The sequence below is a fragment of the Glutamicibacter halophytocola genome (genome assembly GCF_001302565.1).
Taxonomy (GTDB): domain Bacteria; phylum Actinomycetota; class Actinomycetes; order Actinomycetales; family Micrococcaceae; genus Glutamicibacter; species Glutamicibacter halophytocola.
In genome coordinates this window covers 2,974,018-2,998,046 of sequence record NZ_CP012750.1, presented here as the reverse complement: position 1 = coordinate 2,998,046, position 24,029 = coordinate 2,974,018, and the positions used below count along the sequence as shown (strand labels likewise).

Here is a 24,029-nt window from a genome sequence, read left to right as displayed (position 1 = left end):
CCGCCGTTCCTGTGGGTTGGATGTGATGCGTCTCAATACATTAGCAAACCCGAACAAATATCTTCGGTTTTGTTCGCTTTTGCTTAACGCAAGTTGGGGTCATACTCGAATTTGCACACAGCTTTTTCCGCGGGGATCACCGCGCAGAAAGCCACAACGACATTAGCGTTCGGTGCCGAACCCAGACTGAACAACTTTGCATCGAAGGGACCAATAAGTGTCTTCAATCTCCACCCAGCACACCGTGCCGGCAGCAGTTGATGCTGCGGGCAACCCGCTTACCTCTCCGGCAGATGTCGCCGAAGATGTCATCGCGTTGGTGCGCCGCTGGCTCACCGAGGCGTCCAGCTATCCTGTTGATGCCGCGGCAGCCCGACTGGCCGGTGTGCTCAAGGATCCCAACGGCTTGGACTTCACCGTGGGATTTGTTGACGGAGTCATCCGTCCCGAAGACCTGCGCGTTGCCGCCGCCAACCTCAAGCAGCTGGCCCCGAAGGTTCCAAGCTTCCTTCCGTGGTACATGCGCAAGGCCGTGGGCCTCGGCGGCGTCATGGCACCGGTTCTGCCACAGGTTGTTGTCCCGATCGCGCGCAAGGTCTTGCGCGAGATGGTGGGCCACCTGATCATCGATGCCTCCGAAGCGAAGCTCGGCGGCGCGATCACGAAGATCAAGCGCGAAGGCGTCAACCTGAACGTCAACCTCCTGGGCGAGGCCATCCTCGGCGAGGGCGAAGCCGCCCGCCGCCTGGAAGGCACCACCACGCTGCTGGCCCGCGACGACGTGGACTACGTCTCCATCAAGGTGTCCTCTACCGTGGCCCCGCACAACCACTGGGCTTTCGATGAGGCCGTGGAGCACATTGTCGAGAAGCTCAGCCCGCTCTACGAGCTGGCCGCACGCAGCCCCAAGAAGAAGTTCATCAACCTGGACATGGAAGAGTACAAGGACCTGGAGCTGACCATTGCGGTCTTCACCCAGATTCTCTCCAAGCCCGAGTTCAAGGATCTGCCGGCCGGCATCGTGCTGCAGGCCTACCTTCCTGACGCGCTGTCCGCCATGATCGAATTGCAGGAATTCACCGCAGCCCGCGTAGCCGACGGCGGCGCGCCGATCAAGGTCCGCGTAGTCAAGGGCGCAAACCTGCCAATGGAGACCATGGAAGCCGACATCCACGGCTGGCCGCTGGCTACCTGGCACACTAAGCAGGACTCGGACACCAGCTACAAGTCCGTGCTGGAATATGCCCTGCGCCCCGAGCATGTGAAGAACGTGCGCATCGGCGTCGCCGGACACAACCTCTTCGACGTGGCGCTGGCCTGGCTGCTGGCCAAGGCCCGCAACGTCACCGGCGGCATCGAATTCGAAATGCTCCTGGGCATGGCCACCGGCCAGGCCGAAGCAGTGCGCCGCGAAGTCGGCTCGCTATTGCTGTACACCCCAGTGGTGCACCCGCAGGAATTCGATGTGGCGATTGCCTACCTGATCCGCCGCCTGGAAGAAGGCGCCAGCCAGGACAACTTCATGTCCGCTGTCTTCGAGCTGTCCAAGAACGAGCAGCTCTTCGAACGCGAGAAGAACCGCTTCCTCGCTTCCCTCGAAGCACTGACCAACAAGGTCCCTGCCCCGCACCGCATCCAGAACCGCCAGGTCCAGGATCCAGAGCTCGCGGCCCGCATTGAGGGATTCGCCGATGGCTCCACGGAATTCTTCAACACCCCGGACACCGACCCGGACCTGATGCAGAACCGCACCTGGGGACGCGAGATCCTGGCCAAGATGGAAGCATCGCCACTGGGCAAGGACCTGGTGAAGGCCAACACCATCAACGCCGCCGGTGAACTGGATGAAGCCATCGCCATGGGCGTGGATGCCTCCCAGGCATGGCAGGCAATGGGCTCGGCGCAGCGCGCCGAGATCCTGCACCGTGCCGGACTGCTCTTTGAAGAACGCCGTGCCACCCTCCTGGAAGTCCTGGGTTCCGAATGCGGAAAGACCATCGACCAGGGCGACGTGGAAATTTCAGAAGCCATCGACTTCGCCCACTACTACTCGAAGCTGGGCCGCGAGCTCGATGAGGTCGACGGCGCAAAGTACGTGCCATCGAAGCTGACCGTGGTCACCCCGCCATGGAACTTCCCGATGGCCATCCCGGCCGGTTCCACCCTCTCGGCTTTGGCCGCAGGCTCGGCCGTGATCATCAAGCCGGCCACCCAGGCTGCTCGCGTCGGATCGGTCATGGTGCAGTGCCTCTGGGATGCAGGCGTTCCCAAGGATGTTCTGCAGCTGGTCTTCGTGGGCGATCGCACCCTGGGCCAGCAGCTGGTCTCCGATGAGCGTGTTGACCGGTTGATCCTCACCGGTGGCTACGAAACCGCTGAGCTCTTCCGCTCCTTCCGCAAGGACCTGCCGCTGCTGGCCGAGACGTCGGGCAAGAACGCCATCATCGTCACCCCGCACGCCGACCTTGATCTGGCAGCCCGCGACGTGGTGCAGTCAGCCTTCGGCCACGCCGGCCAGAAGTGCTCGGCCGCCTCGCTGGTCGTCCTGGTGGGCACCGTGGCCGACTCGCGCCGCTTCAACAACCAGCTGATCGATGCGGTGAAGTCGCTGAAGGTCGGCTACCCATGGAATCCCGAATCCCAGATGGGCCCATTGATTGGCGAGCCAGGCGAAAAGCTCAAGCGCGGCTTGACCACCCTGGGCGAGGGCGAGCGCTGGGCCATCGAGCCGAAGCAGCTCGACGATTCGGGCAAGCTCTACTCGCCAGGCGTGCGCTACGGCGTGCAGCGTGGCAGCGAGTACCACAAGACCGAATACTTCGGTCCGATCCTGGGCGTGATGACAGCTGCGACGCTGGAAGAAGCAGTAGAGATCGTCAACGAGGTGGACTACGGATTGACCTCGGGCCTGCACTCGCTGGACCGTGGCGAAATGGCCTACTGGCTGGATAACATCCAGGCTGGCAACATCTACGTCAACCGCGGCATCACCGGCGCGATCGTTCAGCGCCAGCCATTTGGCGGCTGGAAGAAGTCGGCCATTGGCGCTGGCACCAAGGCCGGCGGCCCGAACTACCTGATTGGCATGGGCAGCTGGGTTGATGCACCGGTCAAGGACACCGCAGCCCTGTCTCGTTTCGACGAGCGGTTGCTGGGTGCAGCGCAGCTTGATGAATCGCAGGCGCAGTGGCTGACCTCGGCCCTGGGCAGCGACAAGTTCTGGTGGAACACCGAGTTCAACCAGGCCAAGGACCGTTCGGGACTGATCTCGGAGCGCAACGTCTTCCGCTACTGCTCGGTGGATGTCACTGTCCGCTTCGAGCAGGAGACCAGTGGCCATGGCTTGGCTGAGGCCTTGCGCGTGGTGGCTGCCGGTGTGACCGCTGGTTCGCGTGTCCGCTTGTCCCTGGATGCTGAACTTCCACGTGACCTTCGCACCTTGCTGGCCGAGAACTCGGTTACCGTGGTCCGCGAAAGCGCCGACCAGTTCGCAGCCCACGCAGCCAAGCTGGCTGCCAAGACCGGCCCGGACTCGGCCGCTCGCATCCGCTTGATTGGCGGATCGGTGAAGGCCGTCGCCGAAGCCACCGATGGCAAGCCGGATGTTGCCATCTACGCTTCGCCGGTGACCGCTGCCGGTCGTGTGGAGTTGCTGCCGTTCCTGCACGAGCAGGCAGTGTCCATCACCGCCCACCGCTTTGGTACTCCTAACCACCTGAGCGACGGACTGGTCTAGTCTCCATCCAAAGCTGATGCAGCCAGCATTCCTTATATAAGGAATGCTGGCTGCATTTGTGTTCTCAGGGGAACTAGTTCTTGGATTTCTTGTATTTGCGGATCAGGAAGTCTGCCATAGCGGATAAAAGCGCAGGAATAACGTAGCGGCCCAATGTTGCCAGGACAAAGGCAGGCAGCGAACCGTGCTCCGAGGCAATGGCGGCCTGAGCAACAAAACCCATGCCGATGGCCGAAACAAGGCCGGTGATCCACCCGGCGAGTGAACGCGAACGCAACATAAGCCAGCCGGCCAAGGACATGACCGGCAGCAACAGGCCCCAGACGATGAAGTAGCCGGAGTACTGGCCGGTGAAGTCCAGTGCCGACACCATGAACCAGTCGCCATATTCGACGGAATCAATCACCGGCAGTTTCAGCACGACGTCCAGGATCTGCGCGAGCAGCACCAAAGCCATGGCAAAGATCTTGGTGTCCCTGCTTCCGGGCAGGAACCACAGGCTGGCGATAGCGAGGCAGCGGGTGGCCCACAGCGCCACGATGATCAGCAGGCTTCCGCCGGTGATGTAATGGGCGGTTGCCAACATGGTCGAGCCTGCGATGCAGACGATCAAAAGCAGCCATACGCCGATCAACCGGGCGGGCAATTGCAAGAGGGGTTTTTCTTCGCTCACTGGGCCAAGTCTAGTAATGCTCGCTGTGCGCGGGCTTGGTCGAGCGTTCGCCCACGGACCTAGACTTCAAGCTTCAGGGCCTTGCGCAAGGTCAAGGAGCCGCCGGTATGCATGACTGCGCGGCGGTAGACCTTCTCCGCGAAGAGCAGCACGATCCAGCAGGTGGCCAAGAGGACGGCCAATGAAAGAATCGGCTCCCACAGCGCAACCTCGCCAGATAGCAGCCGGATTGGCATGGCCACGGATGAGGCGATGGGAACGTACGAGGCCGCAACCAGGAAGCCGTCCTTGGCATAGAGCCCGATAAACAGCACCGCGATGAGCACTGTCACCACCGGACCGCTGGATTGTTGCAGGTCTTCGGTTCTCGTTGCCAACGAGCCAAGCGCTGCCCAGGCCCCGGCCAAGACCAGGAAGCCGCCAAAGAAGAAGACAACAAACCATCCGGCAACCTGGGAAACAACGCCAAGGAACGGGATCTCGAGTGGGGAGAGGTAGGCAGCGAGCAGCCCAACACCCAGGAAGACCAGGAGCTGGATCATGGCGAGAATGACGTTGCCAATGATCTTGCCGGTGAGCAATTGGCGCAGTCGAATGGTGCTGGCGAGAATTTCCACCACGCGGTTCTGCTTCTCTTCGATGACCGAGTTGGCAATCGGCATGCCAAAGAGCAGCGCAGCCATGTAGAACAAGAAGGAGAAGAGGAAGCCCATGGCCTTGACCATTGAATTCCGGTCCGCGTCTCCCTGAAGCTGGGAGACGGCCAGCGCATCGGCAGCGGGCAAGCTCGTGGCGTCTAGGCCGGCTGAAGAGAGCACCCGATCCGTGAGCACGGTGTCGACTCCGTCAGCAACCAGTTGGCTCAGCTGCTCGTCAACTCCGTCATAGCCGGTGAGCGAATACTCTTGGGAGCCGTTGCTGCTGGAAAGCATCGCATCCAATTCGCCATCGGCGAGCTGCTGCCGCGCTTCTGGTTCAGTGGCCTTGGCAATGCTCAAGCGCATGTCGCCAGGCTTGTCCTTCTGGACCTGGTCCAGCACCTCATAGCTGGACTCATCGGTAGCGGCCACGGCAAATTCCGCAGTGCGGCTGCCAAGAATGCTGGAGACAACTATCGACCCAATGATCACCAGCAACGTGCCAATCGTGCTGATGATGAAGGCTTTGTCGCGTAGTTTCGTTTCAACTTCTCGCAGGGCGACGATCAGCCATGCAGGGGTCGTGGTTTTCATCGGATGATCTCCCTGTAGATGTCGGCCAAGGAAGGGCGATAGATGGAGAACTCGTTCACCGTGCCGCGCTCCATGGCCTGGGACAGCACCCGTTGCGCCGTCGTTTCGGAATCGAAATTGACCAGCGCGTCCGGCCCGGAAATATCGATGACCGTGACACCTGGTTCATTGCGCAGCCAACCGGCATCCGATCCCAAGGACAACCGATGGCGCGAAACCTGGGAGGCCCGCAGGTCATCGGCTGACGAGCTAGCGAGAATCCTGCCTTTCTGGATGATCACCAAGTGGTCAACCAGCACGTCAAGCAGATCCAGCTGGTGCGATGAGAAGAGCACGGGAACTCCTCGTGTAGCGTAATCCCGCAAGATCGAGCTCATCGCATCCACGGCGATGGGATCGAGCCCGCTAAAAGGCTCGTCAAGGATCAGGACATCGGGTTCGTGCAACAGCGAAGCGGCAACCTGCACCCGTTGCTGGTTGCCCAGCGAGAGCGACTCCAGCTTGGCTTTGGAACGCGACTCCAATCCGAATCGGGATAACAAGTCCATCGCCCGTGAACGAGCAGTGGATCGCGCCAAGCCGTGCAGCTGTCCCAGGTAGACCAGCTGGTCAATGACTGGCTGCTTGGGGTACAGGCCTCGTTCCTCGGGCATATATCCGAAATTCGGCCGGGTATCCGATGACAGCTCGACGCCATTGAGACTGACGGTTCCTGAATTCGCGGCCAGCAACCCCATGATGATGCGCATGGTGGTGGTCTTGCCGGCACCATTGGCACCGACAAATCCGGTCAAAGCGCCCCCGGGCACCGTGAAGCTGACATCGTCGAGTACCTGGTGCTCCGAGAATGAGCGTGAGACGTTCTGCAACTCAAGCAAGTTTTCCTCCACCGAATAAAATTTATACTCATCAGCCTAGGAAATGAGACCGGCTAAGTGATCAATCTGAAGGCTCAAACTATTGGATGAGTCCGGCACGATGGGCAAACAACACTCCCTGGACCCGATCGCGCAGGTGGAGCTTGGCCAGCAGATTGGAGAGATGGGTTTTGACTGTTGCTTCGGACAAAGCCAGTGAAGCGGCAATTTCCTGGTTGTTCTTGCCTTTGGCCAACTCGTGCAGCACCTGGAATTCCCGCTCCGTCAGGGTCTTGAGCTGCTCGGATTCCAGGGTTTCCTGCATGCCGGCGTGATCCAGGGCCTTGGACGTACGACGCTTGATGAGCTTCAAGGTGACTTCGGGGGAGAGCAACCCGTTGCCGGCGGCCACTTGGTGAACCGCGGTGATCAACGTTTCTGGTTCGCTGTTTTTCAACAGGAATCCACTGGCTCCGGCATCCATCGCGTCAAAGAGATAGTCGTCCCGGTTGAAAGTGGTCAGCACGATCACCTTGGTAGCGGTGTCGGCCACGATCTTTGCCGTGGCTTCGATGCCATCCATCTGAGGCATTTGGATGTCCATCAGTGCCAGCGTCGGGTTCAGCTTCTGGACCATTTCAATACCGGCAGAACCGTTATCGGCGGTGCCGACGACCTCAATGTGCTCATCTGTCTCCAGGATGAGTTTGAGAGAGGAAACGATCAGGGACTGATCATCGCAAATCACTACGGATATCTTGCTCATGGGACCGGATTCGTTTCGGGATGCGTGAGAACACGTAGCCTGGCGCGCGTGCGCCAACCGCACGGAATACGGGGACCAATTTCCACCAGTCCATGATGCAAATTGGCCCGTTCGCGAATGCCTCGCAATCCGAATCCCGTGCCAGAGGAATCAGGGCGTGGACGCCCGTCATCGGTGACCTCGACTTCTACCCATGCACCTTGTTCATCCAATCCTGAACGCAACGACAGTGTTGCGCGATGGGCGGTGGAATGTCGGCGGACATTGGCCAGGGCCTCACCGCTGATCCGGTAGAGAGCCAGTGATAGCCCTGCAGGCAAGCCATCGATGAAACCTGGCTGGTGCTCATCGCGCGAAAGATTCACCGTCAGCCCGTGGAGTTTGCTGGCGGTAATCAGTTCGCCGAGGCGTGCCATCGAAGGTTCCGGGTTTCGTGTCCCGTCAGCGGATTCCGGATGCAGCTCGGTGGTGTTGTTCTCGCGCAGCACCCCGAGCAGTGCGCGAGTTTCCTGCACGGCGCTGCGTGCCGAAGTCTCGATGCCGCGCATCAACTCCAAGGATTTATCCGGGTCCCGGTCATGAACCAGGCGGGCGGCCGACGCCTGCACGCCCACCGAGGCGATGTGATGGGCGATGACATCGTGGAGTTCGCGGGCTATGCGCAAGCGTTCCTCGTTGACGGCTCGATCTGCCAGCTGCTGTGCCTGGTCAGCGATTCGCTGGGCTTGTTCCTTGACGATCTCGCTGGAGTAGGCATTGGACCAGCTGACCAGTCCAAGGAAGATTGCGCCACCGAAATACATCAGGTTTACGAGGAAGCTATAGAGGGAATAGGCGACCTCCACCGGCAACAGCCCGGCAGGATCCTCCACCATTTTCATGCCGGTCGCCGCATACAGATCCGAGGTGAATAATGAGACGACAATCCATACGGCCATGGCCAGAAGCACTACGGTCAGGGACGTCCACAGTGCCCGGCGATTCCTGGCCCAGGTCACTGCGGTATAAAGACCAAGGAAGTAGGCAAGCTGGGCGCAGAGCTGCATGGTCACCGTATAGGTTTCAGAGCCGCCGCTGGCCACGAAAGCGACGGAACCGATAAGCATCATTGGAATTGGCCAACGCCGCCGGAACATCAACGGCAGGATCAACGCGGCAAGGATCAAGAACGCGAGCGGACGCTGAACCGTATCCTCTTTTTCGGTCAGCGAAAGGACTAGTTCTTGCATCAGCAATGCCAAAAGCAGAAAAGCCAGTGCGAGGATTACGTCCCTGCGCAGTCCTTTTGGCTCAGGTGCAGGGCGCTCCCACTCTGCCGGCGGCAAGGAAGGTAGGCGCCGGTGAAGTACATCGGGGAGTCTGCGCATCAAGATCCTAGACGGAGTAAAACGGAGGCTAGCACTTTGACCATACCGCTTTGCCGCAGGGCAGGCATGGTCCGCAAGGCCTACGTCAAAGGTTTAGGCAGTGGCATGAGGGTTAGGCAGAAAAGTTACTGAGCGGTAATGTGATGGTATGCACATGATCTTCCGAATCCTCATGGTTTTCTTGAACAGCAAAAAATCCACCAGGCTCTCCATGTTTGATACCAGCTCGGTGAGCATGCGAGCGACCTTGACCGACATCGACTTCGCCGGCCATATTAATAACGGCATGTACTTTTCGATCTTCGATTTGGGCCGGTTTGATTTGATGTTCCGCTCCGGCGTCTGGGAGATCATGCGCAAAAACAAATGGACTCCGGTGGTCCAGACCGAGACCATCACCTTCCGCAAGTCAGTGCGCCTGGGAACCAGATTCTCGCAGGAAACTCGACTGCTGGGCCTGGATGACAAGTGCATCTACTTTGAACAGCGGATTGTGGTCGAGGGCGAAATCTACGCTCGGGCGTATATCGCCACCCGCATGACCTCCAAGCAGGGCGCGGTCTCCAACGAGGAAATCCTGGCCGCGGTGGGACTGCAAGTTCCTGAAGATCGCGTCGTGCCGGAATGGATTCACCAGTGGCGCGAGCAGGGCGCCCTGCCGGGCTCCCGCAAGCCTGCCCCGCACAACTGGATCCGCTAGAACCTAGGCGCCTTTGGCAGCATCAACGAACTGCGCAATCAGCGCAGGATCCTTGACACCCCGTGAGGATTCAACGCCCGAGGAGACATCGGCGCCCGTAGCCTCGGACAGGGTCAAGGCTTCGACGACGTTCTGCGGGGTCAGCCCGCCGGCTACCAGCCAGCGGCGACCGGCTGCCAATTCACGAACCGCGGCATAGTCCCAGCTCTTGCCGCTGCCGGGAACAGAAGCATCAATGAGCAAGAGGTCCTCGCCCCAATCGGCAAATTCCTCTGCGTTTGCATCGCGGCGGACTGCGCGGATGACCTTGAAGCCCGCAGCGTGGGCAAGATTCACATCTTCGGCAGAACGCTGGCCATGCAGCTGGACCCACCCGACTCCAGCCTGCGTGGCGCGTTCGAGCACGGTCGGCAGATCCTCGGCATGGAACACGGCCACGGAGGCAGCGCCTTCCGGAATCAAGGCCACCAGCTGCGCGGCGTGCTGCGGGGAAACCTCACGGGCACTGGCCGTCAGCACAAAGCCGATCGCATCGGCGCCGTGCGCCACGGCTACTTGCACATCCTCCGCGGTAGACAGCCCGCAGACTTTCACGAAAGGCGCGCGATGGCTCATGAAGCGCTCGATCCGCCGAGGTGGACCGGGGTGTAGCCGCCAGGGGCATTGGCCCTGATGGCCACCAATTCACGAGCGTGATCCCACAGCCGCTGGTCCTCGGCACTGACCGGCACCCAAGGCTTAACAGGCACCGCGGTACCCGTCTCATCACGGGTCACCATCACTGTCAGGCAGTAGGTGGTCAGGTTCATTTCGCGAGTCTTCGGGTCGCCCGAGCGCACATGCACCGCAATGTGCATGCCTTTGTTGCCGGTGTAGACCAGCCGCGCTTCGACTTCCACCAGATGGCCGATGAGCAGCGGCCGGTAGAAACGAATGCCACCGGAGAAGACCGCAACGGTCTCCTGCTGGCAGTATCGCGCCGCGCACAGCTCCGCGGCCTCGTCGATCCACTTCATCACCATGCCACCGTGCACCTTGCCGCCCCAGTTCACATCGGTCGGCGAAGCCATGAAACGCAGGGTCACGCGTTCAGCGGTGCCTTCATCGGTGTACTGCTGGTCCTTCATCGAGGCAACAATTTGTTCACGGATATCGATGCGCGCCAAAGCGTTCTCGCGCAGTTCGATTTCCCGCGGCGTGCCAGGCATGAAGCCGGGAACCGGAGTTGGCTTGCCATCGTCGCCGACGGCAACAAAAATCACCAGGCAGTTGCTGGATGCCACCGGGCGCAATTCACGAGGGTCTTGGAAGGACACCTCGGTATGGATATGCATGGAGCTGCTGCCGGTATAAACCACCGATGCGGTGACTTCCACCAGATCGCCCGAATGGATGGGGTCTGCAAAATGGATGTTGCCCACGTACGCGGTGACGCAATAGCTCGAAGACCAGCCGACGGCGGCCGCATAAGCAGCCTTGTCAACCCATTCAAGGACGGTGCCTGCAGGAACGATCCCGGTGACATCTACGTCGGTCGGGGCTGCGAGGAATCGCAGGGTGACGGAATGGGGACGCTGTTTCAGCTCCGAAGTGCTCATGCATTCCAGTTTCGCCTACTTGGCTCGCCACCGGCAATGTGTGACAAGCACCCTGCAGGGCGCGACCGGATCTGTCCTAGGATAGTGGTGTGCGTAGGGTCTTTGGAATTTTTTCGGCAGCAACCGCAATTGTCGTGGCGCTCAGCCTCATTGCCGCCGCTGGAACCGCGGGACTCGTGGTCCTGCTGGGCCAGGGATTTGACCGGCTGCACACCGGCTCATCATTGGACGCCCAGTGGTATATCGGCGTGGCCGGTGAACTGCTGGCTTTGCTCGTCGCAACCTTTTTGATCCCCGTCGTGATCTCCCGCGACAGCCAGGCCCTGACCAGCTATCACCGGTCCAAATTGCTCAAGCACTACCTCTCCATTGGGCCCTTGGCCGTACGCCGTGCCGGCGAAGGGGAGCTGGTGCACGCGGCCATGGATTCGGTGGAACGATCGGTGAAGTATCGTTCGAGTTTCATCGGGCCAGCCAGTGCCGCCGTGGCCACCCCGGTGTTGATCCTGATGTTCATCGCGTTTTTTGTCGACCCGCTCAGCGCGATACTCCTCGTGATTCCCACAGCCCTGGTTCCGGTGATCGTACTTGGTTTTCAACGTCGCTTCGGTTCAGCCAACGGACAATACCGCAGGGCCCAAGGCATCCTCTCAGCCACCTTCCTGGATGCGCTGCGCTCCTTGAACATGCTCAAACTCAACGGTGGCAGTTCCTGGATGGGCAAGGCCATTAATACGGCCACCGAGCAGGTGCGCCAGCAGGTTATGAAATTGCTGGCCCGAAACCAGCTGATCCTCCTGGTCATTGATTCCAGTTTTGCCGTGCTGTTATTGGCCAGCGCCTCGCTGCTGGCGTGGTGGCGTGCGGGCAGCGGGGCGATACCGCCGGGATCTGCCATAGCACTCGTCATCCTGAGCTACCTGATGCTGGCTCCAGTGAACTATGTTGGCAGCTTCTTCTACATCGGGATGACCGGGAAAGCGGCGGAGAAAAAGCTGGCCGAAATTGAAGACATTTCGATGCATCCGTCCATGGCCAACCCGCTGCGGGTGAACCTCGCTGGCAACGGATTATTCATTGAACACCTGTGCGCCAGCTATAGCGGCAGCGATCTTGCCTTGGACGACATCAATCTGCAATTCCCCGCAGGTTCCCGCACAGCTGTCATTGGGGCGTCGGGCAGCGGCAAGAGCACTTTGATCCGCGTGCTCCAAGGGCAACTCGAATCCACCTCGGGGATAATCCATGATGGGCGCCAGCCCATGGGACCAGCCACTCTCAAGGCCAACAGCGCCGTCGTTGAACAACAGGCCACGCTCTTTGGCGTGACCCTGCGCGAAAACCTGCAACTGGCAGCCCCGGCCGCCACGGACAGCCAGCTGCTCGCTGCCATCAAGCAGGTGGGAATGGAAACCTGGCTCGCAGCACAACCGCAGGGCCTCGACCAGCAGCTTGGCGAGGGTGGCGCCCGGCTCTCTGGAGGGCAAGCCCAGCGCCTGTCCCTGGCCCGCGCATTGCTGGCCGACCGGCCGATTCTGCTGCTTGATGAACCCACCAGCGCACTGGACGTGCACAGCGAAGCCGGCATCATCCAGACCCTGCGTGAACTGGACCCATCCACCACGATCATCACCGTCACCCATCGTTTGGGATTGCTGGCCGATTATGACCACGTGGTGGTCATGGACCACGGACGAGTGCTTCAAGCAGGCCCGCGCCATGAGCTCGTTGGGCAAGAAGGCTACCTCAAGGACGCCATGCAGAATCTGAACCAGCGCACCGCGCGGCTGCAATCCAGCGGCCTGAATCCACTCGAGGAGGGGCAAGCATGAACAGCGAAAAGAAGCACACGGCTGCCACCATCTTCTGGCTGATTGGAACCACCAAAGATCTGCTGGCGCCACTCGCGCTGGCCAGCATCCTCTCCTGCCTGACACGGCTGATTTCCTTGGGCATCTATGTGCTGGCTGGCGCTGGGCTGGTCAAAGTCCTCGACTTGCAGGGCATCGCGGCGCTGCAGTCCCTGGGCTGGGGCCAGATGGCTGGACTCATCATTCTTCTGGGTCTGGCCAAAGGCGTACTGCGCTATCTGGAACAATATGTCGGCCACCGGGTTGCATTCCTCTCCCTGGCACGTCTGCGCCGCCGAATATACGCGGCCTTCGAACACCAAGCCCCGTTTAGCGCGGCCACCAAGAATTCTGGAAGCCTCCTGGCCCGAGCCACGAGCGATATCGACAAAGTCGAAGTATTCTTTGCCCACACCCTGCCGCCCGCAGTGTCAGCGGTAGCGGTCAGCGTCTTGGCCACGTGGGCAACATGGACCCAATTCGGAGATCAGCCAGCGCTGATTGTGCTTGGCGCATACCTGCTCATTGGCGTCATTATCCCCGCATTGGGCGTGCGCGCCTTGCGCTCTGACGCAACTATCATCGCCGCGTCGCGCAGCGCGCAAAACCAGCTACTCGCCGAAGCCATGGCTGGTGTAGAAGTTCTCCACGGCTTCCACGCCGGCAACAAGACCATGCAGCGGCTACGCGACAGTACCAGTGAAGCGGGCACCGCTGCGCTGAGCACGGGGAAGATCACGGCACTGCGAGCTGCCCTGACTCAAATGATCATGTGGGGCACCCTGCTGGCGCTGTTCATTGTCCTTGGCACCCAGGGGCAATTGGGTGCGCTGGTCATTTTGTCTTGTGCCCTGGTCCCTTCATTCGAAGCAGTCCGAGCCGTAGATGGATTCATCCTCGGGTTGCAGGATTCACTGGCGGGCGCTCGCCGGCTGCACGACACAGCTACCCGCGAGCCAGCGGTCACCGGTCCTGCATGCCCCGAGGCGTTGCCGGAAACCGGAGAGCTATTGATCCAGGGGCTCGGGATCAGCTATGGGTCGAGCAGCGTGGTGCAGGGCGTAGATCTGGCTTTGCACCCCGGAGAAGCCGTGGCTCTGGTTGGCGGCAGCGGTTCAGGAAAATCGTCAGTCGCCTCAGCGATGGTACGCGCGCTTGAATACACCGGCACCATCAGTCTTGGCGGTGTCGACATCACCGCGGCAAGCCTCGAAGACCTGCGCCGCAAGGTCATCCTCGTCTCCCAGGAGGCCCTGACCGTGCGCGGCACGGTGCGCGATAATTTGTTGCTGGGCATGGAAGGCATCAGCGATGGCCAACTGGTCGCCGTGCTTGAAGAGCTGGGCCTGGCGACGTGGCTAGCCCAGCAAAAGTCGGGTCTCGACACTCGTCTCGGTGACCGAGGCGCACGGGTATCGGGCGGGCAACGCCAGCGCTTGGCGCTAGCCCGCGCGCTGATTCGCGAACCAGCCGTCCTGATCCTGGACGAATCGACCAGCGCGCTGGATGCAGCCACCGAGCAATGCGTGCTGGAGGCGGTTGAACGCCGCCGCCAACAGGGAATGGCCGTGCTGATGATCAGCCACCGCCTCGCCACCGTCGGGCAGGCGCAGATGATCGTGGTCCTGGATGAAGGCGTTGTTGCCGAACGCGGCAATGCGTCCGAACTGTTGGCCCAAGCAGATTCGCTCTTCTCCCAAATGGCCATGCGCGAGGTGGATCGGATCCTGCCGGGCTAGATGCCTGACAAGTGCGCTGTTAGCTACTAGGCTCGCACCATGATGAGAATTGTGGTTCTGCTGTTCCTTGGCGTCCTCGCTACAGGGTTTGTCGTCACCGCGATCCTGGCCGGTGCTTCCGGCGGCTGGGTCTGGTGGATCCTGGTGGCCCTGACCGGCCTGCTGGTTCTGCTGGGGATTCATGACCTCGTGCAGAAAAAGCATGCAATCCTGCGCAACTTCCCGATTATCGGGCATGCACGGTATCTCTTTGAATTCATCCGCCCGGAAATCCAGCAGTACTTCATCGAGCGGAATACCGACGGCAAGCCTTTTGACCGCGACACCCGCTCCCTGGTGTATGCGCGCGCCAAAGGCGCCGACAGCCACAAGGCCTTTGGCACCGAGCGCAATGTGAATGCAGTAGGCCACGAGTACCTGTTGCATTCGGTTGCACCGGTGGCAGCGCCCTCCAACCAATTCCGGGTCAAGGTCGGCTCCAGCCAGTGCACTCACCCTTATGAGATTTCGCTGATGAATATCTCCTCGATGAGCTTTGGCGCCTTGTCGGCCAACGCAGTTTTGGCGATGAACAAGGGCGCAGAAATGGGAGAGTTCGTTCACGAAACGGGTGAAGGCGGACTCACCAAATATCATCTGGAATACGGGGCAGACCTTTTCTGGGAAATCGGCTCGGGCTACTTCGGCTGCCGTACACCAGAGGGCCGATTCAACCCGGAGACCTTCGCCGCCAAGGCCAAGCACAAAAACGTCAAAGGCATCACCATCAAGCTTTCCCAGGGGGCCAAGCCGGGATTGGGCGGCGTGTTGCCAGCTGCCAAGGTCACCGCGGAAATTTCCGAGGCCCGGGATGTTCCCATGGGCGTGGACTGCATCTCGCCAGCCAGCCATGCGGAATTCTCCACCCCGCGCGAACTGATGCACTTTGTTGCACGGCTGCGCGAGCTCAGCGGCGGAAAACCAGTGGGAATCAAATTCTGCGTTGGTTCCCGAACCGACGTGATGGCCATCTGCAAAGGCATGCTGGAGACCGGGATTCTTGTTGACTTCATTACCGTAGACGGTGCTGAAGGCGGTACCGGAGCGGCGCCGCTGGAGTATGAAGACCATGTGGGTGCACCGCTGACCGAGGGATTGATGCTGGTGCACAATACCTTGGTGGGTGCCGGATTGCGCGATGAAATCCGGGTGGCCGCAGCCGGCAAGGTTGCCAATGGTTCCGACATCATCAAAAGGCTCATCCAGGGCGCGGATTTCACGTTCTCGGCACGGTCCATGATGATGGCCACCGGATGCATTCAAGCGCAGCAATGCCACACGAACCATTGCCCGGTAGGCGTGGCGACTCAGAACAAGCGCCTGATGCGTGCCTTGGATGTTGAGGACAAGGGGCACCGCGTCTATAACTACCACCGCTTGACGGTGACCGAATGCGCGCAAATCATGGCGTCCATGGGACTGAGCAGCCCCACCCAGCTGAATACGAGAATGCTCCGTCGACGCGTGAACCTGCAGTCCACCCGCTCCTACGCCACGCTCTTCCACTGGCTGCGCCCCGGTGAACTACTGGAGGACGCCCCAGGATCGTGGAAGGAGGATTGGGAGGAAGCCGATGCCGACCACTTCGGCGAGCACGCGCCACTGCACTTTGAAGTGCCCCAGGGTGTCGGCATCGAACCGGCCACGGTGCGCGAGCCCCAAGATGCGGTCAGCGCACCACGCATCGAGCCCAAGGATTCTGCCAAGGTCCGCCCGGTGCATGCTGATGTCACCCGTCCCGAAGGCAAGCCCGGCGCCGATAGCTAGGCCTGCGGGCCTTCGGCCAGCAACCGTAATCCGTGGTGATCGACTTCGCTCATGAGGGCAGGCGACCAGCGCGGGTTGCGGTCCTTGTCGATCACCTGGGCACGGATGCCCTCGGCAAGATCGGGCTGATGCATCAGATGGCGGGCCATGCGCAATTCCCTCTCCAGCGCCGAGCGGAGGTCTTGCCCGGCGCGCGCCTGGCGCACCGTGTAGAACGCCGAGCTCACGCTGGAGGGCGAGTTGGCCAAGAGCAATTGGGCTGCCTGCCGTGCTGCCGGGTGCACCATCTGCTCCAGCCGTTCGAGCACCTCTTGCGGGCTATCGGCGCTGAAGGCGTGATCCACCCAGCCCTGGCTCAGCTCCAAGGCATGGGATTCCGGGGCGCCATGCAGCACCTCGATGGCCGAGATGATTTCTGCGGCGGACAGCCCCACCAGCTCGTCGAGCTCGTCCAGGATATTTTCCGCGAAGGAATCCGTGACCACGACATCGGCAAAACCCAGGTAGACCGCGTCGGCGCCGGTAAAGGAGGCTGCGCTCATGGCAAGGTATTCGCCAAAATGCCCGGGAGCGTTGGCCAGCAAATGGGTTCCACCCACATCGGGGGTATAACCGATTTTCGCTTCTGGCATGCCCATGGTGGCACTGGAGGTCGCCAAGCGCACCGGTGCATGGGAAGCCAGTCCCACACCGCCGCCCATGGTGATGCCGTGAGCCAAGCTGATCAGTGGTTTGGGATAGCTGGAGATCAGGTAATCCAGATCGAATTCCATGGCCAGCAGGTCGATGAATTCCTGATGGCGTCCGGTGGTGATGGCGCGATGGAAATCGGCAATATCCCCTCCTGCGCAGAAGGCCCGTTCCCCGCGACCGGTCAGCAGGACCAGGGAAATCGAGGAATCCTCGGCCCATGCAGCCAGCACGCGGGTCAATTCGGTGAGCATCTGCAAAGTCAGCGCGTTCAGCTTGGCCGGCCGATCCAGCTCGATGTGGCCGATGGGGCCATAGACGCGGGAAACAACATTCGTTGCCGTGTCGGTGGGCGCGCGAAGAGATTCCACGGTTGACTCCTCTTACATAATCGGGCACCTGTGGCGCCGGCGGAATGGGCGAGAACTACTGGGCCAGGATTTGGGCTAGTCGGTCCAGGACCAGTGCGACTTTCGGCTTCTTCGAATTTTCTGGCTTCAACGCAAAGATGGAACGCGCGAGGCGGATTTCCGGGGCGTCGACAATGCGGATGCCCTGGGGGGCATTGGCCATGGCCAGGTCTGGGACCAGTGCCGCACCGAGTCCCGAGGAGACCAGGCTCAGCGAGGCGTTGAAGTCGTCGCAGTAGGCTGCCACCTGGGGATGGATGTTGTACGAGGAGAACAGCCGGGAAATCAATGTCGCATCCGAGGTGCCCGGGTGATGGAAGATCCATGGCCACTCTGCCAGCTGGTCCACGGTGAGCTGGGAGTCGTCGGCAATGGGCCATGACGCGGGGATCACCACGCGGAACTGGTCATCACCCAGCCAGGTGCGCTCCAGCGAGGCCGGCCAGGACAGCCCGCCGGGTCCTACCTGGAAGATCAGGGCCAGATCGAGATCGCCACCGGTGCCCAGGCCGGCGACGGTCTGCTGCGGTTCGCCGATCCACAAGCGCAGATTGACGCCCAGGGAGGCCCAATCGGGGGCTTTGAGAATTTGCGGCAGCGCATAGGTTGCCAGCGAAGGGAAGATGCCCAGCTTGATTTCTTCAAGATCCGTGGCATCGGTAGAGATCGTGGCGACGTCGGCCATGAGCGCGTCAAGGTCGGTCAGCACGCGCTTTGCGTGGCGGACCATGCGCATGGCTCCCGGGGTGGGGGTGATCGAACGGGCGCCGCGGACGAACAAGGTAGTCCCGGTGCTGCGTTCCAGCGCTGTCATCTGCTGGGATACAGCACTGGCCGTGTAGCCGAGGCGTGTCGCGGCCGTGGCAAAGGAACGATGCGCGACTACTTCAAGCAGGGTGCGCAGGTGAACTGGATTAATCACTTCTAAAGTCTATGGCCTTTAGCCCAAGATTTGCTTAGCCGCGACGCTAGTCTTCGTCCTCTGGTTCAAACCGCTCGTCTTCACCGTCTTCCGAATCATCGCTGGGGAATTCATTATCCAGATCTTCTTCGGTTTCAAGATCGTCATCATAGAGGTATTGGCGCTGGGCCAGCGGGTCATGATTTCTCATGGTCTCCGGCATGTCGCTGGAGCCCTCGTAGGCCTGTGAATCACGGCCATCATCTGGCTCATAGATGTCGTTGCCGAATTCCGGCGCGAACTCTGCCGGTTCAAATTCCCTGCTCATGACGTACTCCTTCGCTCTTACGAGGGATCCGCCAGGAAGCCGGGGGATTCTCCTCGTGACTTCTCGTAGCACCAGCGTAGGACCGTAAAACCCGAAACGAAAGTCTTGTTTTATCGGTCAGGGAGTGAATGACTTATTAATGGTCGTGTTCGGAATAGTGCTCCAGCAGCGGAGAGGCACGATAGGCCAAATGCGTGTGCAACGCGAAGGTGGTTTCCGAGCGGGTGACGCCCTTGATGCGCAAAATTTGACGCAGTGCGGACTGCAACTGGTGCGTGTCGGTGGCGATCAGCCGGACCCAGGCATCGCCGCGCCCGGAGGTCTCGTGGATTTCCAGGACATTGGGGATCTGCCGCAACGCGGTGATCACGGTATCGAGGTCCCGGTGATTAACTTCCAGGGTGACGAAGGCGAGCACGTCGTAGCCCAGCTTGGCGAGGTCGATGTCCCGTCCGCCATCACGCAGAATTTCCGAACGCTGCAGGCGGCGCAACCTTGACTGTGCCGTGTTGCGGGCAATGCCAACCTCATCAGCTAGTTCAGAGATCTGGATGCGCGGATCCTTGATGAGGGCAAGCAGTACTTTGAGGTCTACGTCGTCTAATCGCACTATATGCTCACTCCAGGCGCTCTCGAAGGCCACTATTTTGACCAAACTGCTCAAATCCTAGCAAGAATTCATTCGGCTTGCTTTGAAAGCAGGGATATTAGTGAAAGAACGATCTGTTGCAGTAGACAAACTCAAGCAGAACGCTCAAATCACCGGTGGGGCAGCGAGCGGCTCCACCGGTAAAAATTTTTCAGGACGATCCTGGACGCCATGGCCTCAGCTAATTTGATACCGGGAGTGAACGTGTCAGTCATCAGCGAACTGCGCATGCAACCCATGCGACACCGCACCCTATCCTGGAATCCCGGATTAACCACACGGCTGGTTATCACGGTAGCGGTCAGTTTCCTGCTGTTGGTTGGCGCCAACCTGGCCACCCCGCTGTATCCGGCACTGCAGGCAGAACTGCACCTTGGGGCAATGGGAACGACCGTCGCCTTCGCCAGCTACGTCTGCTCGCTGATGTTCTTCTTGTGCACCGTGGGCCACTGGTCCGATCACATCGGCCGCCGTGCCGCCCTGGTGGTCGCAGTGCTCGTATCCCTGGCCGGAACCTTCGTCTTCGGTTCGGCTTCCAGTCTCCTCGAGCTGTGCGTCGGTCGTGGACTGCAAGGAGCCGGTGTCGCCCTGGCAACTGGTGCCAGTGCCGCCGCGCTGCGCGAGCTGCTGCCATCCAAGCCTGAGTGGGCATCGCGCTTCACCCTGCTGGCTTCTTCCGGTGGCGTGGCCTTCGGCCCGGTTCTGGGCGGCTTGCTGGCTGACCTTCCTGGTGGACGCAGCACCGTGTTCATGCTCCAGGCGGTGCTCCTGGTGCTGGTGATGATTCCGCTGAGCACGCTCCAAGCCCGACCGGCAATCGCCATGGCTGAACGCGGCCAGCGCGGCAAGGCGCTGGCCCCGCGGCGCTTGGGCATTCCCAGCACCGCGCGTTCCCAATTCTGGCTGGCCGCTATGGTGGGCTTCTTGAGCTTCGCAATCTTCGGATTTGTGCTCTCGCTCGCTCCGGGATACTTTGCGCAAGCCTTTGACCTGGAGGGGCTGTGGATCATCGGGCTGATTGCCGGGCTGCCTTTGGGCGTCTCGGCGCTCTCGCAGGTGGTGGTGCGTGGCGGCGCAAAACTCTTGCCCGCAGGTTTGGGCCTGATGGCAGTATCAACCGTCTTGCTGGCGGTAGCCGCTGAACACAAACTGTTGTTCCTCGCATTGCTGGCCTTGGTGATTCTTGGCTTGGGCCAGGGAATGAGTTTCCGAACGGCCTTTGGCCGGGCAGTCGATGCCGTTAGCGACCGGCAGCATGCCCAGACGGTGTCGACCATTTACCTGGTGACCTACCTTGGCAGCGCAGTACCGGTGATTGCCCTGGGCTGGGCTGTGGGAGTCTTCGGCCAAGAAGCCAGCATTCTGGTTTTCGCCATCTGCTGCTCGGTGCTGGCTGCCGGCTTGGGATTGTGGGCTATCGTCTCGCAGCGCTCCAAAAACTAGCCTTAAAAAACTATGTCCCGGCCAATTGCCGGGACATAGTGCTTTAACGACTTACTTGGCTGCGGCCAGCTCGCTGGCTTTGGCCGTGATCATGACCGAGTCCAGCCGATCTTGCTCTGCAGTGGGGTAATGGATGGTAATCAGCTCATCTGCCTGAGCGGCTGTGGCGAAATGCTGAAGGTAGTCTGCCACCTGCTCGCCGGTGCCCACCGCCGTGTATCGCATCATGTCGAGGATTTGCTCCGCCTGGGGAGTGTCCATGAGCATATCTACTTCTGCTTCAGTGAAGTCTTTCTTGGCATTGCGGCCCAGGAAGCTGGCCACGCGGTGACGCTTGGCAACGTTGAGCACTTCATGGGCCTTCTCGGCGGTTTCTGCTGCGGCTACGCCGACCCCGGCGATGACGTAAGGCTCGGCCAGCTGGGCCGATGGGGTGAACTCCTCGCGGTAGACGCGGATCGCTTCATGCAGGGCCGCAGGAGCGAAGTGGGAGGCGAAGGAGTAGGGCAGGCCCAGCTGGGCGGCGAGCTTTGCGCCAAATAGCGAGGATCCCAGGATGTACAGGGGGACGTTGGTCCCGGCGCCCGGGGTTGCCTGCACCGTGGGAATGCGCGACTCGCCAGCCAGGTAGGCCTGGAGCTCCAGAACATCATGGGGGAAGGAATCGGCGGCCGAAGGCTCGCGGCGCAATGCGCGCAACGTGGTCATGTCGGTGCCCGGCGCACGCCCCAGGCCCAAATCAATGCGATCCCCGTAGATGGAGGCCAAGGTGCCGAACTGTTCAGCAATCACCAAAGGTGAGTGGTTGGGCAGCATGACGCCACCTGAACCCAGCCGAATGGTTTCAGTGTGATGGGCTACGTGGCTGATGACCAGCGAGGTGGCGCTGGAGGCGATGGTCGGCATGTTGTGGTGCTCGGCATACCAGACGCGTTCGTAGCCATGGCGTTCAGCGGTTTGCGCCAGTCGGACGGAGGACTTGAAAGAGTCGGAAATACTTTGCCCGGGTGCGACCGGGGCAAGATCCAGAATTGAAAGCTTCACCTTTAATGTAACCAGCGTGTGCAATAAAGTATTCCGGGAAGTGACCGCCTCAATATAAAAAGATGGCCACCCAGTGGGTGGCCATCTTTTGAAAAGTCAGGCGTTAGCCAAAGACCTTCTTTAGAGAGCGCGGATGTCTGCAGCCTGCAGACCCTTTGGACCCTCTACAACTTCGAACTCGACCTTCTGGCCTTCGTCCAGGGTGCGGAAGCCCTGGGTCTGGATGGCGGTGAAGTGAGCGAAGACATCTGGGTCTCCGCTGTCTGGAGCGATGAAGCCGAAGCCCTTTTCAGCGTTGAACCACTTTACGATTCCGGTTGCCATATTACTTTTTGGTCCTTTCAGACGTTCCTCGCCAGTTTTTTTGTTGGCGAGCTTGGTTGTAATCTACGCAAGTGCTGCAACCCGTGGAGGACAGCTATTCTTGCGAAGCAGCCAAGTCATTCACTTCACGTCTAGAAGGGGGCTCGCGTCAACCGAGGTGGTTCGACATTCACATACTTCTAACGGGTACTTCGCGAATTACTTTGGAACTACTCTGCCTAGCCTACGTGTTTGCCGTCGACAATTGAATAACTTTGAACCAATTAATCAAAAATTTGGTTAAGTGGTTCGTTGAGTTCACCGAATTGCCGGTTTGATGACGCGCAATACGAGAACTGCAGCCACCAATGACAACAGGCTGGCGATACTCGAGGTGAGTAATACACCGTGGTCGAAGGCCTGCGCGGCAGACTCAATGAGCGCTTGCGCGTCGCTGCCATTCAGGGACGACGCCACCTGGTGCGACCCGCCCAGTGTTTCGCTGGCCAGTTCGGTTTGCTCCGGGCTCAGCGAACCAGGCACAAGCAGCTTCGAGGAATATACGGAATTCAAGATGGTGCCCAGCACTGCCACGCCCAAGACCGAACCAATCTCATACGCCGTCTCCGAAATTGCTGATGCGGCCCCGGCCTTGGGAGCGGGAACAGCCGCCAAGGTCATGTCGTTGGACAGGGTCTCGGTCATGCCGATGCCGGTTCCCAGCAGCGCGAACGCCACCATGAGCAGGACAGCATTGGACCCCTCGCCAGCCACCATGACCAGCACATAGGCAATGGCCGAGAAAAGCAGGCCCACGGCCATGATGTTCGGCGATCCGAAGCGGCGGGAGAGGGCGACGGCCACCAGCCCGAAGAGCATGGTGAGCACCAGCCCCGGAGTCATCCACAGCCCGGCTTCAATCGGGCTCAGGCCGGCGATCAGCTGCAGGTGCTGGGAGACAAAGTAGATGAAACCGACCAGCGAGAACACGCCGATGAGGTTAACCATCAAGGCTCCGGAAAACGGGGCGTTCTTGAACAGGCGCACGTCGAGCATCGGGGATTCTTGCTTCAGCTGGCGGCGCACAAAGGCCACACCGCAAATTACAGCCACGGCCACCGCAGCAACCAGGACAAACCATGGCGCGGTGGTGAAGGACTTAATAGCGTAGGTGAAGGGCAACAACGCGAAAATGATCAGCACAATTGACAGCGGATCAACGCGACCCGGATTCGGGTCCTTGGATTCAGGCACCAGAATCAGGCCACCGATCAGCAACGGCAAGAGCATTGGCACGGCCATCAGGAAGACTGATCCCCACCAGAAGTGCTCCAGCAGCAGGCCGCCGACAATCGGGCCCAGGACCGCGCCACCGGAGAATGCCGCCGCCCACACCGCGACGGCTGCACGGCGTTCGGTGGCGTCCGGGAAGATGGTGCGGATCAGCGACAGGGTTGCCGGCATGAGCATGGCGCCAAAGATGCCAAGCAGTGCACGGGCTGCCACCAGCTGTTCGGCATTGGTGGCAAAGGCCGCGACGGCCGAGACCAGAGCGAATCCTGTGGCACCAATCAATAGCAGCCGGCGCCGGCCGATGCGGTCTCCAAACGAACCCATTGGAACCAAGAGGCCTGCCAGGACCAGAGGATAAATATCGATGATCCACAGCAGCTGGTTGCCGCTGGGGGAGAGCGCGGCGGTAATGGCAGGTACTGCGAATGACAGGACGGTGTTGTCCACGGAAATGAGCAGGACCGGGAAGATGAGAACAGCTAACGCCGCCCAGCGGCGCGGCTTGCTGAGAACCGTGGCGCGTTCGGAGATGTTTGAGCTCATGGCTTTCACCCTTTGGGGTTTCGTGATTGGACGGTGGAGATGACCACTCCCGTTAACTATACCGTCCAGACGGTACAGTTACAATTGGCGATAAGGTTAAA

General features: G+C 60.4%; 20 protein-coding genes. 6 read left to right on the top strand and 14 right to left on the bottom strand.

All coding sequences use genetic code 11. The annotated features are described in order from the left end of the window. Positions 1-217 precede the first annotated feature (217 nt). Positions 218-3,736 (top strand): proline dehydrogenase family protein, encoded by a 3,519-nt coding sequence (locus tag AOZ07_RS13850; protein ID WP_060702513.1) that lies wholly within the window; start codon positions 218-220, stop codon positions 3,734-3,736. A 73-nt stretch (positions 3,737-3,809) separates the two neighbouring features. On the opposite strand, the gene AOZ07_RS13845 is transcribed toward AOZ07_RS13850, so the two are convergent. The 5 genes from AOZ07_RS13845 to AOZ07_RS13825 all read right to left on the bottom strand — a co-directional run bounded on the left by AOZ07_RS13845 (position 3,810) and on the right by AOZ07_RS13825 (position 8,631). Then, the gene (locus AOZ07_RS13845; RefSeq protein ID WP_194943679.1) at positions 3,810-4,409 is read right to left on the bottom strand and encodes a hypothetical protein; all 600 of its coding nucleotides are present in this window, start codon (positions 4,407-4,409) and stop codon (positions 3,810-3,812) included. Positions 4,410-4,468: 59 nt separating this feature from the next. Continuing rightward, positions 4,469-5,641 carry an ABC transporter permease gene (locus AOZ07_RS13840; protein ID WP_060702511.1) on the bottom strand — a complete coding sequence of 391 codons (1,173 nt, stop codon included), beginning with the start codon at positions 5,639-5,641 and terminating at the stop codon, positions 4,469-4,471. Continuing rightward, positions 5,638-6,519, bottom strand: coding sequence for an ABC transporter ATP-binding protein (locus AOZ07_RS13835; protein WP_060703479.1), 882 nt, complete (start codon positions 6,517-6,519; stop codon positions 5,638-5,640). The genes AOZ07_RS13840 and AOZ07_RS13835 overlap by 4 nt, the downstream gene beginning before the upstream one ends. Before the next feature lie 79 nt (positions 6,520-6,598). Beyond that, complete coding sequence (locus AOZ07_RS13830; protein WP_060702510.1) at positions 6,599-7,264, bottom strand: response regulator; 666 nt, start codon at positions 7,262-7,264, stop codon at positions 6,599-6,601. Beyond that, positions 7,261-8,631: a sensor histidine kinase gene (locus tag AOZ07_RS13825; RefSeq protein ID WP_075972504.1), complete on the bottom strand. Its 1,371-nt coding sequence runs from the start codon at positions 8,629-8,631 to the stop codon at positions 7,261-7,263. The genes AOZ07_RS13830 and AOZ07_RS13825 overlap by 4 nt, the downstream gene beginning before the upstream one ends. 148 nt (positions 8,632-8,779) lie before the next feature. On the opposite strand from AOZ07_RS13825, the gene AOZ07_RS13820 reads away from it, so the two are divergent. Further along, positions 8,780-9,331: an acyl-CoA thioesterase gene (locus AOZ07_RS13820; RefSeq protein ID WP_060702508.1), complete on the top strand. Its 552-nt coding sequence runs from the start codon at positions 8,780-8,782 to the stop codon at positions 9,329-9,331. A gap of 3 nt (positions 9,332-9,334) precedes the next feature. Here the strand turns inward: AOZ07_RS13820 and AOZ07_RS13815 are convergent, their stop codons facing one another. Both AOZ07_RS13815 and AOZ07_RS13810 read right to left on the bottom strand, forming a co-directional pair. Further along, a complete protein-coding gene (locus tag AOZ07_RS13815) occupies positions 9,335-9,946 on the bottom strand; it encodes a phosphoribosylanthranilate isomerase (RefSeq protein WP_060702507.1) in 612 nt (203 codons plus the stop codon). Next, positions 9,943-10,929: an acyl-CoA thioesterase gene (locus AOZ07_RS13810; protein WP_060702506.1), complete on the bottom strand. Its 987-nt coding sequence runs from the start codon at positions 10,927-10,929 to the stop codon at positions 9,943-9,945. Before AOZ07_RS13810 ends, AOZ07_RS13815 begins: the two co-directional genes overlap by 4 nt. 89 nt (positions 10,930-11,018) lie before the next feature. Between AOZ07_RS13810 and AOZ07_RS13805 the strand changes: the two genes are divergently transcribed. From AOZ07_RS13805 to AOZ07_RS13795, 3 genes are read left to right on the top strand one after another with little or no spacing between them, the layout of a single operon-like run. Next, positions 11,019-12,761: an ABC transporter ATP-binding protein/permease gene (locus tag AOZ07_RS13805; protein WP_060702505.1), complete on the top strand. Its 1,743-nt coding sequence runs from the start codon at positions 11,019-11,021 to the stop codon at positions 12,759-12,761. Next, entirely contained in the window at positions 12,758-14,518 is a 1,761-nt protein-coding gene (locus AOZ07_RS13800) for an amino acid ABC transporter ATP-binding/permease protein (RefSeq protein WP_060702504.1), read from the top strand. The genes AOZ07_RS13805 and AOZ07_RS13800 overlap by 4 nt, the downstream gene beginning before the upstream one ends. Before the next feature lie 39 nt (positions 14,519-14,557). After that, positions 14,558-16,324 (top strand): FMN-binding glutamate synthase family protein, encoded by a 1,767-nt coding sequence (locus tag AOZ07_RS13795; protein WP_060702503.1) that lies wholly within the window; start codon positions 14,558-14,560, stop codon positions 16,322-16,324. On the opposite strand, the gene AOZ07_RS13790 is transcribed toward AOZ07_RS13795, so the two are convergent. From AOZ07_RS13790 to AOZ07_RS13775, 4 genes are all read right to left on the bottom strand, one after another. Beyond that, positions 16,321-17,385 (bottom strand): enoyl-CoA hydratase/isomerase family protein, encoded by a 1,065-nt coding sequence (locus AOZ07_RS13790; protein WP_060702502.1) that lies wholly within the window; start codon positions 17,383-17,385, stop codon positions 16,321-16,323. The genes AOZ07_RS13795 and AOZ07_RS13790 overlap by 4 nt on opposite strands. Before the next feature lie 55 nt (positions 17,386-17,440). Then, entirely contained in the window at positions 17,441-18,346 is a 906-nt protein-coding gene (locus tag AOZ07_RS13785; protein ID WP_060702501.1) for a LysR family transcriptional regulator, read from the bottom strand. A 46-nt stretch (positions 18,347-18,392) separates the two neighbouring features. Further along, positions 18,393-18,653, bottom strand: coding sequence for a hypothetical protein (locus AOZ07_RS13780; protein ID WP_060702500.1), 261 nt, complete (start codon positions 18,651-18,653; stop codon positions 18,393-18,395). Between the two features lie 136 nt (positions 18,654-18,789). Continuing rightward, the gene (locus AOZ07_RS13775; RefSeq protein WP_171920380.1) at positions 18,790-19,263 is read right to left on the bottom strand and encodes an Lrp/AsnC family transcriptional regulator; all 474 of its coding nucleotides are present in this window, start codon (positions 19,261-19,263) and stop codon (positions 18,790-18,792) included. Positions 19,264-19,473: 210 nt separating this feature from the next. On the opposite strand from AOZ07_RS13775, the gene AOZ07_RS13770 reads away from it, so the two are divergent. Continuing rightward, positions 19,474-20,745, top strand: a complete 1,272-nt coding sequence (locus AOZ07_RS13770) for an MFS transporter (protein ID WP_236995196.1) — start codon at positions 19,474-19,476, stop codon at positions 20,743-20,745. 51 nt (positions 20,746-20,796) lie between these two features. On the opposite strand, the gene AOZ07_RS13765 is transcribed toward AOZ07_RS13770, so the two are convergent. The 3 genes from AOZ07_RS13765 to AOZ07_RS13755 all read right to left on the bottom strand — a co-directional run bounded on the left by AOZ07_RS13765 (position 20,797) and on the right by AOZ07_RS13755 (position 23,928). Then, complete coding sequence (locus AOZ07_RS13765; RefSeq protein WP_098945515.1) at positions 20,797-21,789, bottom strand: LLM class flavin-dependent oxidoreductase; 993 nt, start codon at positions 21,787-21,789, stop codon at positions 20,797-20,799. A 120-nt stretch (positions 21,790-21,909) separates the two neighbouring features. Beyond that, positions 21,910-22,113 carry a cold-shock protein gene (locus AOZ07_RS13760; RefSeq protein ID WP_028268826.1) on the bottom strand — a complete coding sequence of 68 codons (204 nt, stop codon included), beginning with the start codon at positions 22,111-22,113 and terminating at the stop codon, positions 21,910-21,912. 297 nt (positions 22,114-22,410) lie between these two features. Then, complete coding sequence (locus AOZ07_RS13755) at positions 22,411-23,928, bottom strand: MFS transporter (RefSeq protein WP_060702499.1); 1,518 nt, start codon at positions 23,926-23,928, stop codon at positions 22,411-22,413. Positions 23,929-24,029: the final 101 nt, after the last annotated feature.

Bases quoted from the DNA above. Each gene is read 5' to 3' on its own strand.
- AOZ07_RS13825 (WP_075972504.1), bottom strand. From the start codon at position 8,631: ATGCGCAGACTCCCCGATGTACTTCACCGGCGCCTACCTTCCTTGCCG.
- AOZ07_RS13830 (WP_060702510.1), bottom strand. From the start codon at position 7,264: ATGAGCAAGATATCCGTAGTGATTTGCGATGATCAGTCCCTGATCGTT.
- AOZ07_RS13795 (WP_060702503.1), top strand. From the start codon at position 14,558: ATGATGAGAATTGTGGTTCTGCTGTTCCTTGGCGTCCTCGCTACAGGG.
- AOZ07_RS13820 (WP_060702508.1), top strand. From the start codon at position 8,780: ATGCACATGATCTTCCGAATCCTCATGGTTTTCTTGAACAGCAAAAAA.
- AOZ07_RS13760 (WP_028268826.1), bottom strand. From the start codon at position 22,113: ATGGCAACCGGAATCGTAAAGTGGTTCAACGCTGAAAAGGGCTTCGGC.
- AOZ07_RS13770 (WP_236995196.1), top strand. From the start codon at position 19,474: ATGGCCTCAGCTAATTTGATACCGGGAGTGAACGTGTCAGTCATCAGC.
- AOZ07_RS13800 (WP_060702504.1), top strand. From the start codon at position 12,758: ATGAACAGCGAAAAGAAGCACACGGCTGCCACCATCTTCTGGCTGATT.
- AOZ07_RS13780 (WP_060702500.1), bottom strand. From the start codon at position 18,653: ATGAGCAGGGAATTTGAACCGGCAGAGTTCGCGCCGGAATTCGGCAAC.
- AOZ07_RS13755 (WP_060702499.1), bottom strand. From the start codon at position 23,928: ATGAGCTCAAACATCTCCGAACGCGCCACGGTTCTCAGCAAGCCGCGC.
- AOZ07_RS13815 (WP_060702507.1), bottom strand. From the start codon at position 9,946: ATGAGCCATCGCGCGCCTTTCGTGAAAGTCTGCGGGCTGTCTACCGCG.
- AOZ07_RS13810 (WP_060702506.1), bottom strand. From the start codon at position 10,929: ATGAGCACTTCGGAGCTGAAACAGCGTCCCCATTCCGTCACCCTGCGA.
- AOZ07_RS13840 (WP_060702511.1), bottom strand. From the start codon at position 5,641: ATGAAAACCACGACCCCTGCATGGCTGATCGTCGCCCTGCGAGAAGTT.